We start from the raw sequence: 13,821 nt of genomic DNA, 5'->3' as shown, positions 1-13,821 counted from the left end.
ATACATGTTTGGGCAAGGAGTAGCACAAAATAAAAACTATTTAAGTTTCTTAGAAGAAGGATTAAACACAAAATTCCCTCAAAAACACTGGGAAATCATAAATACCGCCGTTCCCGGATATAATACAGTTATGGAAGTAGAAACATTGGCACAAAAAGCCTTACGCTATCATCCGGATATCGTAATTATTGAACGTATTGGGAATGACCTTGATTTGCCGAATTTTATCTATGAACCCGATAACTGGTTAGATTTTAGAAAATCTTTTTTCTGGGGATTTATCAATCTGAAGGGATTGGCACTACAAAGAGAATTTTGTCTTTTTGATGCTCCAGTAGTAATCAAAAATGGCGTATTCGAACGTTTTGAGAATAATCCTAAAAAGCTTCCTGCTTACTGCCGAAATTTAGTAGGAAAGGGCCCATATAAAAAAGCTTTCTACTACTTAAAATTTTTAAGCCAAAAGAACCACTTTATAGTGATAAGCCTTCTTACCATAAAACCTGGACACCAAAATAGCTTTTCCTATGAATTAAGTAAAAAGCTGGGATTCTACACTACATTTAATGAAGTTTTTGATCCAGCAAAAGATATTAGTTTGGCATTAAATAAAAATGACCGGCATCCTTCCGAAAAAGGGCATATGATAATCGCCAAATTCCTTTTGGGATTCATGGAATCTGAGAAAATCATAGACCGCTTCCTTTTAGAAAAATAAAAAAAGCACTCCTTTTTAAGGGGGTGCTTGGGATTATGCTACTTATACCCGCAGTTTTACGCTTCGCGTATTTCTTCGAAATCCGCTCGCAACTGCGGGTATTAATTCGCAGACGCAAGATATGCCTATATACTCTGCCGCTACGGTTTATGTTCGCTCACTTTGTTCGCTCCATAAACCGTCTGCTCATTAACGGGGTCGACGAGATTTGAACTCGCGATCTTCGCCGTGACAGGGCGACGTGTTGAACCAGGCTACACCACGACCCCAAATTAGCTATTAGCAAATTGCCCGTGGCAAATAGTAATTATATATAAAAAACTTGCAATTGCAATCTTTACTTCGTATTTAAACATTTGCTATTTGCAATGGGCTATTGGCTAAATGGTGGGCGGTACAGGACTTGAACCTGTAAACCTCCTGAATGTAAATCAGGCGCGCTAACCAATTGCGCCAACCGCCCCTAATCTATCTTAAAACTTACCCAAAACTACCAACGTAAACACCATCACAAACAAAGCCACGGTTTCAGTCATGCCTAAAACCGCCATATAGTTGGCAAAGCCTTTTCCCGTCTCCCCCATAGAATCACAAGCCACTGCCGCGCACTTACCCTGCCAAAACGCGGATAATCCGATTCCCGCTCCGGCGCATAACCCTATTGACCAAAGATACTGCCCCTTATTAACAAGCTCTACCATTTTATTCATTACGATAAACCCGTAAATGGTCTGGGTAAGGGGGGCAGCGGTTAAGGCCACCAGCAAAAACGAAGCGCTTTTATTCTGCACAAAATTCTTCTTCCATGCCCCTATCGCGCTCATGCCGGCAAGGCCTGCGCCCGTTGCTGAACCAAGAGCAGATAAAGCCAAAACTAAAATCGGGCCTAAGTCTTTAAATTGTACCGGTGAATTTACGTCCATGCGGTTCTCCTTTCTAGAAAACTTTAACTTTTTAGCGGCTTATACGCTGTGCCGCTCCAAGTAACATTCCCGTGCAATAAAGAAAATTCCAGGATATTAAGCCTGACACCATGCACTAAAACAGACACTGGCCCCAAAACAATATTAATTGTATGCCCGGCAAAAAGAATCGCTGCCTGCGCGATAAAATTATTGCCCACGCCCTGGGCAAGCATATTTACTGAATCCGCAACCGCTACTGCTGCCAAACCCACAGCGAAAAGGCGGATATAAGAAACCACATCCCCGAAATTGCCCATCGCCCCTAAAGCAAGAGCACCCAAGCCCTCGGCCAGGCCTTTTAAGATGTTCTTCTGCGGGCTGCTGAAGAAAACGATCAACAGCGCCCCTGACCAGATAAACCATGCGCCGAAACCCGGAAAATTATCGCCCAGAATAAACATCTTGGCTAAAAAGAAACCCGCCCACAAAAGACAAATAAACCCTATATCCGCCAAAGCCTTAAGCGAAGGCGCCTTAGCTATCGCTTGCCAAAGATGCGCAATGCTTAATTGTACCGCCCCTAACAAAAAACAAAAGGCCATTAAGAATTTTGCTTCATTCAGAGCTGGAACAAGCGCCTTAAAGCCTTTTTCAACATACCAGGCCTGGCCAAATACTGTTCCGGTTAGCAGGCCCCATATAATAGCGCAAGAACTGAAAAGATAAAAGAGAAAAAATACAGTTTTATCCTTTGCTTTCTTGCCCAGTTTTCTTTGCGCAAATAAAGTTAATAAGAAATACACTGCCCCATAACCGGCATCTCCGATGATCATCCCAAAGAAAAGCGATAAAAATAAAAGAAATACCGGGCTGACGTCTAATTCGCGATAGCCCGGCACTATTTCTAAAAGCTTGAAAACCGGCTTGATCAAATTAACTATTTTTGAATGGCGCAATAAAACCGGGGCATCATCCTCTTGCGAGGGGTCTTTAATTATAATGCCCCATTTTTGCTCCCGGGCGAAAGCTAAAAGCATTTTTTCTTTATCATAAGGGATAAACCCGGTTAAATAAACCAGTGTGCTGGTTTTGCCCATGCCAAAGATAACCTTCTGAAATTCAATTTCCTTTTCCAGGGAATCTTTGGCCGCTTCCAGGGCGCTTAAAAAACATAAATCCTGGCGGATTCTATTAACCAGGCTTTCTGCCTGGACTTGATTCTGCTTCACGCGCTCTAATAGCGAAGACAAACTTTCCTGCGGCAAGGGTATTTCTTTAAAATCCACACTAATCTGGCTGGCAGAAACCACTGCGCAATAACAAAATCCTCCGGAAGAGAAAATTTGTTTCACTACAGCGACTTCGGGAAAATCATGGATTTGTTTCTGAGGCACCTGATAAAGCTTAAAATACAGACCTTGCTGGCTTAATTCGCCTATCTTTGCGGGATTAAAATCTCCCCATTTCTCAAGATCGCTTATTTTATTGCTTAAAGCTTTTCTTTCTTCCTGAAGCTTGAGGATAAGCTTATCTTGCGCAATAATTTCAAGGCAGATTTCCTGGGTCTTCCCCTCGGGCAGCTGGGATTGCTTAGCAGGCGAAGCCTGGGCATAATTATTAAGCACGCCCAGGGCGCCAGAAACGGCTGCATGATTTTCTTCAAGTAAATCTATTTTCTCTGCCTTCGGGGCAACCTCATGCATAACATGCAAAACCCCTTGCCGGCTTAAACAAGAAACCGCCTTGTGCGCATACTGCTGTTGCAGGATAATTATCGCTTTTTTCATAGGGATAATCATACTAGCGCCCCTTCTGCTTCATAGGCCTCTATTTTGGCCTTGGCGATCTTGCTTCTGCCTACGGCATTCGCCATCTGGTCCCCGATATAGATCTTAATTACGCGGATAGTCTCTTTTGCCTGCGGAATTTTTACTTTTTCAAAAAGATTTACTCTTTGAGTAGTTACGCGCAATTCCCGGCGCAATATCTCTAGGCCTTCACTCAAAGTTTTAATTTCATCTAACAAACAGGCCTCTTCCTTGATAAAACTCCAAGCTTGATCGAGCCAAAGCGGCGACTGGAATAAATCGTATTCCGCTTCTTGGAATTTCGTCTTCTCAAAAACCGGCAGATCCACCCCTGCCACATTCTTACTGCTTACCAAAACCTGGCGAAGCGAAAGCAGCTCTTGAAAATTAATCGGCGACTCTACCAAAAGGCCCCACCACAAAAACCCTTCTTCTTTTTTTCTGGAGGCCTGTTTTTCTTTGGCAAGGATCACTGCCGCCCGATGCAATATTTCTATTTGCAGCTGCTGTTTTTTCAACAAAAGCGTCGGCAGATACCTTTGGTAAGCGCGCAGCGCATCGCGTTGTTTCTTAAGCTCACCCTTGGTTAACTTAATCTTGGGCATCTTATTTCTTATTCCAATATTTCTGGATCATGGCTTGTTTTATGCCGGTCTCTTCTGGAAGAAAACATTCTGCCATTATCTGCCAGCCCAAATCAAGGGCCTTCTCAAGCGCGATATTAACCTTTAAAGACATCATCTTTTCTTCAAAAAGTTTTCCGTAATGCAAAAGTTTATTATCCCATGCGCTCATCTTAAATCCCATTGCCTGTTTTTCCAAAGACTGGCGGTAGCTGGCAAAAAGCTGGATCATGGTATCCATAATAATGCGGTGGTCATCGCGGGTTTTACCATTGACCTGCTGCTTTAAACGGCTTAAGGACCCAAACGGCTCGATGACGCCGTTTTTTAAATAAAACTGCCCCTCGGTAATATACCCTGTGTTATCCGGCACAGGATGGGTTACATCATCTCCGGGCATAGTAGTTACTGCTAAAATGGTAATTGAACCTGCGCCTTCAAAGTCCACAGCTTTTTCATAGCGGCTGGCCAGCTGACTGTAAAGATCTCCCGGATAACCGCGGTTAGAAGGTATCTGTTCCATGGTAATGGCGATCTCTTTTAAGGAATCGCAGAAATTAGTCATGTCGGTCAAGAGAACAAGCACCCTTTTCCCCTCAAGGGCGAACTTCTCTGCTACCGCCAAGCTTATATCCGGCACCAACAAACACTCTACAACCGGATTATCGGCGGTATGCACAAACATAATAGATCGCGACAACGCCCCGTGTTCTTCCAGGGTATCGCGGAAAAACAAATACTCGTCATATTTTAAACCCATGCCGCCCAAAATAATAATGTCTACTTCTGCCTGCGTGGCAATGCGCGCTAAAAGTTGATTATACGGCTCACCGGCAATAGAGAAAATAGGCAGCTTCTGTGATTCAACCAAAGAATTGAAAACATCGATCATCGGGATTCCCGTGCGGATCATTTTGCTGGGGATTACCCTTTTTACCGGATTAACCGACGGGCCGGCAATATCTATTTTATCATCCAGCAATTCCGGCCCGTTATCAATGGGAATTGCGCTGCCATTGAATATCCTGCCTAAAAGATTCACCCCTGAGGATGTGCGCATAGGCCCGCCAAGAAATCTTACCTTATCCGAAGTAGATATGCCGCGGCTGCCGGCAAAAACCTGCAAATAAACCTTTTTGCCTTCGATACGGATAACTTGTGCCAAGGAAGTTTCATTGCCCTTGGCAACCTGGGCGATTTCCATGTATCCTACGCCTTCGGCCTCTACGGTAATAACATCTCCTGAAATCTGAATGATCTTAGTATACAGTTTATGCATCTGCCGGATCCTTTGCTTTATTTTCCAGCAATAACTTGTTGATTTCTTGCTGGATGGAAGAAAACTCGGGGCTATCCCAAAAAGAAGAATTCCACCCCTTCAAAATCTGCTGCAGCTTTTGAAAAAAATGCAGCGCCTGTTCTTTATCGGAAAACGCGAAATCCATTTCCAGTATTTGATGGATAAAATCAAAAACAAAAGCCTGGCGCTGCTGGCTGGTGGCCTCATCTGCCGGGTCAAAGGCGTTTTGCTGCAAGTAAACAAAATCCAGGAATTCCCCTTTAAGGTAATCTGCGTAATCCGACAGGGATGTGCCTTCTTCGCCGATAACTTTCATCATCTGGTTGACTTCGTTGCTTTTTTCAAGGGCCTGATGCGCGCGCCTTTTCTTAACCGGGTCAATAAAGCTTGGGTATTTGCTCCAACTGATCAGCGGATCAATCGCCGGATAACGCCTTGCGTCTGAACGCTGCCGGGAAAGGCCGTGAAAGGCGCCTACCACTTTTAATGTCGCCTGTGTTACCGGTTCCTCAAAATTGCCTCCTGCGGGGCTGACTGTTCCTCCGATAGTAACTGACCCGATACTATTATCATGAAGCCGCACAACCCCGGCTCTTTCATAAAAAGAAGCTATCCGCGACTCCAGGTACGCCGGAAACGCCTCTTCTCCGGGGATCTCCTCGAGCCTGCCGGACATCTCGCGCATAGCCTGTGCCCAGCGCGAAGTAGAATCCGCTAACAGCAAAACATTTAACCCCATCTGACGATAATATTCGGCGATGGTTACCGCGGTATACACGCTTGATTCGCGCGCGGCAACCGGCATGGAGCTGGTGTTGCAAATAATGACCGTCCTATCGCTTAAAGGTTTGCCTGTGCGCGGATCAGTAATTTCAGGGAATGTCTTTAAGGTTTCAACTACCTCTCCGGCGCGCTCTCCACAAGCGGCGATAACCACGATATCCGCTTGCGCGTGGCGGCTGGTTAGCTGCTGTAAAACAGTTTTGCCTGCGCCAAACGGCCCCGGGATACAATACGTCCCGCCGCGGGCAATAGGAAACAGGGAATCGATTAAGCGCATCTGGGTTACAAGCGGTTCTCCGGGTTTTAGTTTTTCCTTGTAGGCTCGAATAGGGATTCTCACGGCTTGTGTCTGGCTTAAGAAAACCGGGGTGATTTTTCCCTTGCCGTCTTTGAGCTGGGCTACGGGAGTAGTTAAATTATACCTGCCGGCATTTACAACGCTTATTACTTCCTGGACGCCTTGCAAGAAAAATGGCGCCATGATGTAATGCTGAAAAATCTTTTCCGGCACAACGCCGATCTTCTGCCCGGGAAGAATTTTGTCCTGCGGCGAAACCAAAGGAGTAAAATCCCATACTGATTGTTCATCAAGCGCGTTTATGTAAATACCGCGCTTTAAGAAAAAACCGCACTCTTTAGCAACTACGTGAAGCGGATTTTCCAGGCCATCAAATACCTGCCCCAAAAGCCCCGGCCCAAGCTTGACCGAAAGAAGCTCTCCGGTAAAAATAACTTCATCTCCCACTTTTAGGTCCCTGGTATCTTCAAACACCTGCATCTGGGCGATATTGCCGCGCACGCGGATTACTTCGGATTTGAGTTTTTCTTCGCCATGCACCACAAAAGCCACTTCGTTCTGAATAACCAAGGAATCAAAAGAAACGCCAACCATGTTCCCGCTTATAGCTGTAATCTTGCCTTGTCGTTTCTCCATTTTCCCCTCTTTAATTAAAAGATAATAAATTATCCCAAAGAAGCTGCTTATCCGCGCTTCTTATTTTTTCCCAACGCTCTAGAATCAAAAGTTTATGCGCATAAACAATCAAAAACTCTAAGTCGAAAAAATGCCCCTGCAAAAGCTCGTCCAGCTTTTCCCATCTTTGTTTATCCAAAAAAATCTCTGCCTCTAAAATAGACAGCTGGCGCATAGCGTGACTTGCAACAAGCGAAAGCTGCGCGTCATCATCTATTCCTGTATGCAGATATTTTAATGCGTCCTTGCCCAGGCCTTGCGCGCGCAACAAGACCAGCTGGTTTCTTAAAGAATCTTCGAATAAGCGGTATTTTTTCTCCAAGTAATGCTGGCTTACAGATAGCGACTTTAAAACCTTATGTTCTTTCTCTGGGATAAACCGAGAGGATTCTTCCAGAAATTTTTCATAAGACAACGGGGTTGGCATTAAAAAAGAAAGAAACGGCAGGCTGGAGATAAAATATTCATAAAACCTCATATTTTACTAACTTACTCCTTTTAAAATTTCCCCTAATTTCGGATTTAAAGATGCGCTTATGTATTCGGCTAAAGATTGGTCCGTAAAATCAAACTGGGTCTTCCCGGAGTCAAAGCTTATCGTAAACCCTGCGGAAATTTCATCGGCAGATTTTAAAGTTACAGTTTTTTGAATCTGCTGCTTTAAGCGCGCCAAGAATTCCTTTTCTAAAATAACCCTGTCCTGTTCTTTTAAACAAACAACGATGCCGTTAGTTTCTTCGGAGGCAATATGTTCTACCAACTGTGAGATGATTTTATAAATTTCTTCGGGCTTCAAGCACTGACCAACCTGATGCATAATAATATTCTTTAGCATCTGATTGATCTGCTGGCGCAAAGAAAGAAGCAGGTCTCTTCCGGACTGCGCAAGAAGCGCCTTTTCCTTTATTTCCTGACGAGAAATTTCTTCTTTGGCTTGGGATAATAAGCCGGCCGCGTCTTTCTTGGCCTTTTCAATTATTTCCCAGGCTTTTCTTTTTGCCTCGGCTTCAATTTCGCCAGAGGCTTTTTGCGCTTTTTCTATACCCTCGCGGTTGATCTGTTCGATTAAATCTTTTATTTCACTTGGCATGTTTTACCTCCAATATAAAATTATAGGCAAACAGGAAGAGAATTGCAACCTATTTCGATGGTTCAACTTCGCTTGCCATTGATTTTAATTCCTTCAGCGCCTGAAGCGGATTGCCGGCTTCTAAAATCGGACGGCCCACAACTAAAAAATTACTGCCGGCTAAGACCGCCTGCCTAACTGTAGTAACTCTTTTTTGATCTTGTGTTTCCAAAGAAAGACTGCGTATCCCGGGAGTTACGATGAAAAATTCCTGGTTGATATTCTGGCGCAGGAAAGCTGCTTCTCGGGCAGAACAAACTACGCCATCTAAACCGCAACTCAATCCTTGTTTTGCGCGCAGCAGAACCTGGCCTTGACTGGCGGGTTGACTGGTTAAGACTGTTACCCCGATTAAAAGCGGCTTCTTTATTCTAAGCTTCCTGGATTCTTGGTCGCGCGCTAAAACCGCCGCGCGAAGCATTTCTTCCCCGCCCTGGATATGAAGTGTTAGCATCTTTACCTTTAGCCGCGCTGCCTGGCGCACAGCATGGGCAACGGTATTAGGAATATCGTGCAGTTTTAGGTCCAGAAACACATCTGCTTTTTTCTTTCGGATATAATCTACGATCCCGGGCCCGGCCAAAGTAAAAAGCTGCAACCCGACCTTAAAAACTTTTATTTTGCCGGCAAAAAGGTTAACGAAATTCTTAGCCTTATCTACGGAATCCACGTCTAACGCTAAAACCATTTCGTGTTTCATGCCAAAACCTTTCCCTTAATGCCATTTATATTTCTGGTGCCCTTATTCTCTAAATATGCTTCTATCCCCCTAATGATCTCTATAGTCAATTTAGGATAAATAAAATTCCCCGTGCCGACAGCAACCGCAGTGGATCCGGCCAAGAAAAATTCTATGGCGCTATTTGTATCGATGATCCCGCCCATTCCGATAATCGGGATTTTAACCTTGCGATACACATCCCAGACCATTTTAATAGCTACCGGGCGGATCGCCGGTCCGCTTAATCCTCCAGAGCCCATAGCGATTTTAGGTTTAAAATTATTTATATCTATGCTCATCCCCTGCAATGTATTGATCATCGCCAAACAATCGCTTCCCGCATCTTCAGCTTCTTTGGCAATGCTTACGATATCCGTGACATTAGGAGACAATTTAGTAATAAGCGTTTTTCTGGTTGCCGCGCGCACTTTTTTAACTACCTTATAAGTAACTTGCGCGTCCTGCGCCACAAGCTGTGTATTTTTGTGGACGTTTGGGCAAGAAATATTCAATTCTAAAGCTGCCACCGCTGGGATGTTATTTAGTTTCTTGGCCAAAAAGACAAATTCTTCCGGGTCTTTTTCCGAAGCAATGCTTACAATAATCGGAACCCCGATTTTCTTTAAATAAGGGATTTTTTCTTTGATGAATTTATCCGCTCCGGGGTTCTCTAGGCCTATGGAATTTATCATCCCCGAAGCAGTTTCGCAGGTGCGCGGGGCAGGATTCCCAAGGCGCGGGGCAATAGTAATGGTCTTTGTTACAATCGCGCCTAACTTACGCAGGTCCATAAATCCGGAAAATTCTTCGGCATAGCCAAAGGTCCCGGAAGCAACCATCACCGGATTCTTAAGCATCAATTTCCCGATAGCAACAGACAGATTAACTTTCATATTATTTCCCTAAGATCATATTCACGGCAATAATTAATAAAAACACTCCGAACGCTTTCTTTAATACCAGATCCGGGATGCCTTGCACCAGGCCTGCGCCAAAGTACCCGCCCAGGAAGAACCCTGCGCACAATAACGCAGCCACCGGAATATTGACATTGCCTGCCTGCCAATAACGTAAAGCTGCCAAAAGCCCGATAGGCGGCACCATCGCCGCTAAAATCGTTCCTTGCGCCTGATGCTGCGTAAAACCGAAAAAATATACCAGCGCGGGCACCATAACCGAAGCTCCCCCTATGCCAAAAGCTCCTCCAAAAATACCTGCCAAAAGCCCCAATACAAGAAATAATAACGGCTTCATGAGCCCTCCCATACTATTTGCCTGGCATCAAACACCGGCCCTTCCTTACAAACTCTTTTATATTCAAAATCGCTTTTTACTTTTGAATTAGGCATGCCTCTGGCACATGTTGGCTTTTGACTTTTTACTTTTATAACGCAGCCCAAGCACGCGCCGATTCCACAGGCCATATGCTGCTCAAGAGAAACCTGCGCCGGAATATTATATGTTTCGGCTACCCGCGCTACTTCTCGAAGCATAGGGTCAGGGCCGCAGGCATATACAGTTGAAGGCTGAAGGCTTAAGGCTGAAAGCTGACTTTGCAATAAATCCGTAATCTTTCCCTTGTGCCCCAAAGAACCATCATCGGTAGCAATGCGCACATCCGCCTTTAATTTTTTGAATTCCCGCGCGCACAAAATACTTTCTTTGCTCTTTGCGCCGATTAAAACTACAATTTTTCGCTTTGCGCTTTTCGCTTTTAATTCCCTTATTGTTTCTGCAAGAAACAATAAGGGGGCCACTCCCATGCCTCCAGCAACCAACACTGCGCATTGTGCGCTGCTAAACGTGAACCCGCTTCCCAAAGGCCCGATGACGTCTATCTCTTCCGCGGGCCTGACAGTTGACAGGATTTTAGTCCCCTTGCCTACAATTTCCCCTAAAACACTGAAACTATTTTTACCCACGCTATGCACTCCCAGGGGACGGCGCAATAATGGACCAGAAGCGCTAGACACTTTTATTTCTACAAACTGCCCCGGATAAGCGCAAGAAGAGATGTGCTTAGAATAAAATTTAATGCGGAAATATCTGCCGCCTATTTTCTTGTTCTCGATAACCTTGATTTTTTCTTGAATGGCTTTTATCATTTTTGACATTTGGGGCAAAAGTATGTTCCCCTTCCGCCTAAGGCGATGCGCTTAATCGGAGTCTTGCAAACTAAACACGGCTTGTTCTGTCTGCCGTAAACTTTATGGTATTTCGCATAATCCCCGGCTTCTCCGGTTAACTGCACATAATCATCTATTGAAGAACCTTTGTGTTGTATGGCTTCGTTTAAGGTTTCTTTTATTTCTTTATATAACAATTCTTTTTCCTTGCCGCTTAATGAAGATGCGGGCCTGCCGGGGTCAATGCGGGACCTAAAAAGCGCCTCGGCTGCGTACAAATTCCCTATGCCGGAGATAAAAGACTGGTCCATCAATAAAGGCTTAATTTTCGTCTTTTTAAGAGAAAGCATTTTTTTGAAATCTTCTACCGCAATATCAGCTGGCTCAGGCCCCAAATTCTGGATAAATTTAAAATCGCGCCAGTCATCCAACAGACGCAATTCCGCAAAAAGCCTCTGGTCATTAAAATCAAGGGTTTGGCCTGAGGAAAGATGAAAAATCACCCGCGCGTGTTTTCCTGCCCCAGGATAAACCAACCCTTCTGCGCGCTTTGCTTGCTCAGGGCTACTGCTAAGCGGCAGCCGAAGCACCAGCTGTCCGGTCATTTTTAAATGCACAAGAAGCGACTTGCCGTTTGAGAGCTCTAAGATCAAAGCCTTGCCTTTACGCAAAACACTCTTAATACTTGAACCCGTCAAGTCTTTCTTAAATTTATCCGCACGGATACCGCGGATGATTGCCGGGTTATGCACGCAAACTTCGGTAAACTTCTTGCCCAAAATTGTTTTTTCTAGGGCCCTTCTGATCGTCTCTACTTCAGGCAGTTCTGGCATAATATAAAGTTAAAATTAAAAAGGCAAAGGTAAAAAGTATAAGTAAAAATGTAAAACTAAAGAACCAATAATCAAAGCATAAATATTAAGTACAGGAAAAAATCACAATCAATAATATAAATCAACTTAAATATTGCTTTGTGTTTTTTGGTTTTATTATTTATTTACTTATATACTTTGTGTCTCATGCCTACTATTGAATTGCGCTTTTTGTTAAAACTTTTAACTTTTGACTTATACTTTTACCTTTTTAGTTTTACCTTTTTACTTTCCTATGGTATTGCTGCAACGGCTCAACCTTAAATTCTTTTTTCCCTAACGCCTCAATACCGCTTACCGTAGCAATGGCTCCGGACAATGTAGTAGTATAAGCGATGCTATGCAGGATTACCTGCGAACGGATCTTGACTTCGTCTTCCCTGGGTATCCTGCCGGATGGGGTATTGATCACGAATTGAATCTTGCCTTCTTTCATAAAGTCCAAAACATTGGGGCTGCCTTCGGCGATCTTGCGCAGGATCTTCACTTTTATCCTGTTTTTCTCAAGCGCTAACGCGGTCCCGGATGTGGCATAAACATTAAAACCCAGCCTCTGTAAATCTTTAGCAATAGCAACAACCTGCTTTTTATCTTTATCCCGCACGGAAATAAAAACATTGCCTTTAAGCGGCAACTTTTGCCCGGCGGCAAGCTGACTTTTAACGTAGGCTTTACTGAAGCTTGCATCAATACCCATGACCTCTCCGGTTGATTTCATCTCTGGCCCCAAGATCACATCCACTCCCGGGAAACGGTTAAAAGGAAACACTGATTCCTTGACTGCCGCGTATTCGGGAATAATCTCTTTGCAAAACCCTAACTCTTTAAGCTTTGCGCCCAGCATAACCTTGGTGGCTAATTTAGCAAGCGGCACGCCAATGGCCTTGGAAACAAAAGGCGCGGTCCTGGAGGCGCGGGGATTAACTTCTAAAACATAGACCTTTTCGTCTTTAATCGCATATTGCACATTCATCAGGCCAATCACATGTAATTCTTTTGCCATGGCATAAGTAGCGCGGCGGATTTCTGTTAAGACCTGCTTGGATAATGAATATGCGGGAAGCGCCATTGCCGAATCCCCGGAATGGATCCCTGCCTCTTCAATGTGCTCCATAATCCCGCCGATAATAAAACTTTGGCCATCTCCGATTAAATCCACGTCCGCCTCAATGGCGTCTTCCAGGAACTTGTCGATTAAAACCGGATGCTCTCCGGAAACTTCAGCTGCGTTTTGAATAAATCTCTCCAGGGTTGTTTCATCATAGACGATCTCCATGGCCCTGCCGCCTAAAACATAGGATGGGCGCACAAGAACCGGGTACCCAATCTTGCGCGCTGCTTCCTGCGCCTGCTGAAAATTAAAAGCAATGCCGTTTGCCGGCTGCAGCAAATCCAGCTTGTGCAGCATATTCTTAAAACGTTGCCTGTCTTCGGCAATATCAATGCTGTCCGCGCTTGTGCCTAAAAGATTAACCCCTGCCTTACGCAAGGCAACAGCCAGATTAAGCGGAGTCTGGCCGCCAAACTGCACAATCACCCCCATAGGCCTTTCTAGCTCTATAATGTGCATGATATCTTCAAAGGTCAGAGGCTCAAAATATAGCCGGTCAGAAGTATCATAGTCAGTAGACACTGTTTCCGGATTACAATTTACCATAATACTGTCTATGCCTTCTTCTTTTAAGGCAAAGGCTGCATGGCAGCAGCAATAGTCAAATTCAATCCCTTGTCCGATGCGATTCGGGCCCCCGCCTAAAATAATGACTTTTTTCTTTTCCATAAAATATGCTTTGCTTGTAGTTAAGCTCAATTTATAGTTTATTCCACTGAAGCCCTAATTATGCCTTTGTAAGATATCATACA

General features: G+C 44.4%; 13 protein-coding genes, 2 tRNA genes and 1 pseudogene. 1 reads left to right on the top strand and 15 read right to left on the bottom strand.

All coding sequences use genetic code 11. The features are described 5' to 3' along the window. Positions 1–4 precede the first annotated feature (4 nt). On the top strand, positions 5–718 hold the full coding sequence (locus tag MUF05_04470) for a hypothetical protein (protein ID MCU0666328.1): 714 nt from the start codon (positions 5–7) through the stop codon (positions 716–718). Between the two features lie 193 nt (positions 719–911). Here MUF05_04470 and MUF05_04465 read toward each other — a convergent pair. The 15 genes and pseudogenes from MUF05_04465 to carB all read right to left on the bottom strand — a co-directional run bounded on the left by MUF05_04465 (position 912) and on the right by carB (position 13,735). Then, positions 912–987, bottom strand: a tRNA-Asp gene (locus MUF05_04465). Positions 988–1,103: 116 nt separating this feature from the next. Continuing rightward, positions 1,104–1,181 (bottom strand) — tRNA-Val (locus MUF05_04460). Positions 1,182–1,191: 10 nt separating this feature from the next. Beyond that, on the bottom strand, positions 1,192–1,641 hold the full coding sequence (locus MUF05_04455; protein MCU0666327.1) for a V-type ATP synthase subunit K: 450 nt from the start codon (positions 1,639–1,641) through the stop codon (positions 1,192–1,194). A 23-nt stretch (positions 1,642–1,664) separates the two neighbouring features. Further along, positions 1,665–3,410, bottom strand: a complete 1,746-nt coding sequence (locus tag MUF05_04450; protein MCU0666326.1) for a hypothetical protein — start codon at positions 3,408–3,410, stop codon at positions 1,665–1,667. A gap of 8 nt (positions 3,411–3,418) precedes the next feature. Further along, complete coding sequence (locus MUF05_04445; GenBank protein MCU0666325.1) at positions 3,419–4,036, bottom strand: V-type ATP synthase subunit D; 618 nt, start codon at positions 4,034–4,036, stop codon at positions 3,419–3,421. A 1-nt stretch (position 4,037) separates the two neighbouring features. Next, positions 4,038–5,333, bottom strand: coding sequence for a V-type ATP synthase subunit B (locus MUF05_04440; protein MCU0666324.1), 1,296 nt, complete (start codon positions 5,331–5,333; stop codon positions 4,038–4,040). After that, positions 5,326–7,071 carry a V-type ATP synthase subunit A gene (locus MUF05_04435; protein MCU0666323.1) on the bottom strand — a complete coding sequence of 582 codons (1,746 nt, stop codon included), beginning with the start codon at positions 7,069–7,071 and terminating at the stop codon, positions 5,326–5,328. The genes MUF05_04440 and MUF05_04435 overlap by 8 nt, the downstream gene beginning before the upstream one ends. 10 nt (positions 7,072–7,081) lie before the next feature. Next, positions 7,082–7,588, bottom strand: a complete 507-nt coding sequence (locus tag MUF05_04430) for a hypothetical protein (protein MCU0666322.1) — start codon at positions 7,586–7,588, stop codon at positions 7,082–7,084. A 6-nt stretch (positions 7,589–7,594) separates the two neighbouring features. Further along, positions 7,595–8,200: a hypothetical protein gene (locus MUF05_04425; GenBank protein ID MCU0666321.1), complete on the bottom strand. Its 606-nt coding sequence runs from the start codon at positions 8,198–8,200 to the stop codon at positions 7,595–7,597. 49 nt (positions 8,201–8,249) lie between these two features. Continuing rightward, positions 8,250–8,939 carry an orotidine-5'-phosphate decarboxylase gene (pyrF, locus tag MUF05_04420; protein ID MCU0666320.1) on the bottom strand — a complete coding sequence of 230 codons (690 nt, stop codon included), beginning with the start codon at positions 8,937–8,939 and terminating at the stop codon, positions 8,250–8,252. Continuing rightward, positions 8,936–9,853: a dihydroorotate dehydrogenase gene (locus MUF05_04415; protein ID MCU0666319.1), complete on the bottom strand. Its 918-nt coding sequence runs from the start codon at positions 9,851–9,853 to the stop codon at positions 8,936–8,938. The genes pyrF and MUF05_04415 overlap by 4 nt, the downstream gene beginning before the upstream one ends. A 1-nt stretch (position 9,854) precedes the next feature. Then, a complete protein-coding gene (locus tag MUF05_04410) occupies positions 9,855–10,214 on the bottom strand; it encodes a sulfite exporter TauE/SafE family protein (GenBank protein MCU0666318.1) in 360 nt (119 codons plus the stop codon). After that, positions 10,211–11,065, bottom strand: coding sequence for a dihydroorotate dehydrogenase electron transfer subunit (locus MUF05_04405; protein MCU0666317.1), 855 nt, complete (start codon positions 11,063–11,065; stop codon positions 10,211–10,213). Before MUF05_04405 ends, MUF05_04410 begins: the two co-directional genes overlap by 4 nt. Further along, positions 11,062–11,919 (bottom strand): bifunctional DNA-formamidopyrimidine glycosylase/DNA-(apurinic or apyrimidinic site) lyase, encoded by an 858-nt coding sequence (mutM, locus tag MUF05_04400; protein MCU0666316.1) that lies wholly within the window; start codon positions 11,917–11,919, stop codon positions 11,062–11,064. Before mutM ends, MUF05_04405 begins: the two co-directional genes overlap by 4 nt. Positions 11,920–12,175: 256 nt before the next feature. Beyond that, positions 12,176–13,735: pseudogene (carB, locus tag MUF05_04395) on the bottom strand (carbamoyl-phosphate synthase large subunit). Positions 13,736–13,821 lie beyond the last annotated feature (86 nt).

This window comes from Candidatus Omnitrophota bacterium, assembly GCA_025453395.1.
In the GTDB taxonomy this organism is placed as follows: domain Bacteria; phylum Omnitrophota; class Gorgyraeia; order Gygaellales; family Profunditerraquicolaceae; genus JAlOQK01.
The sequence above is the reverse complement of the archived record's forward strand: the minus strand, read 5'-3'. Positions and strand labels throughout refer to the sequence as shown.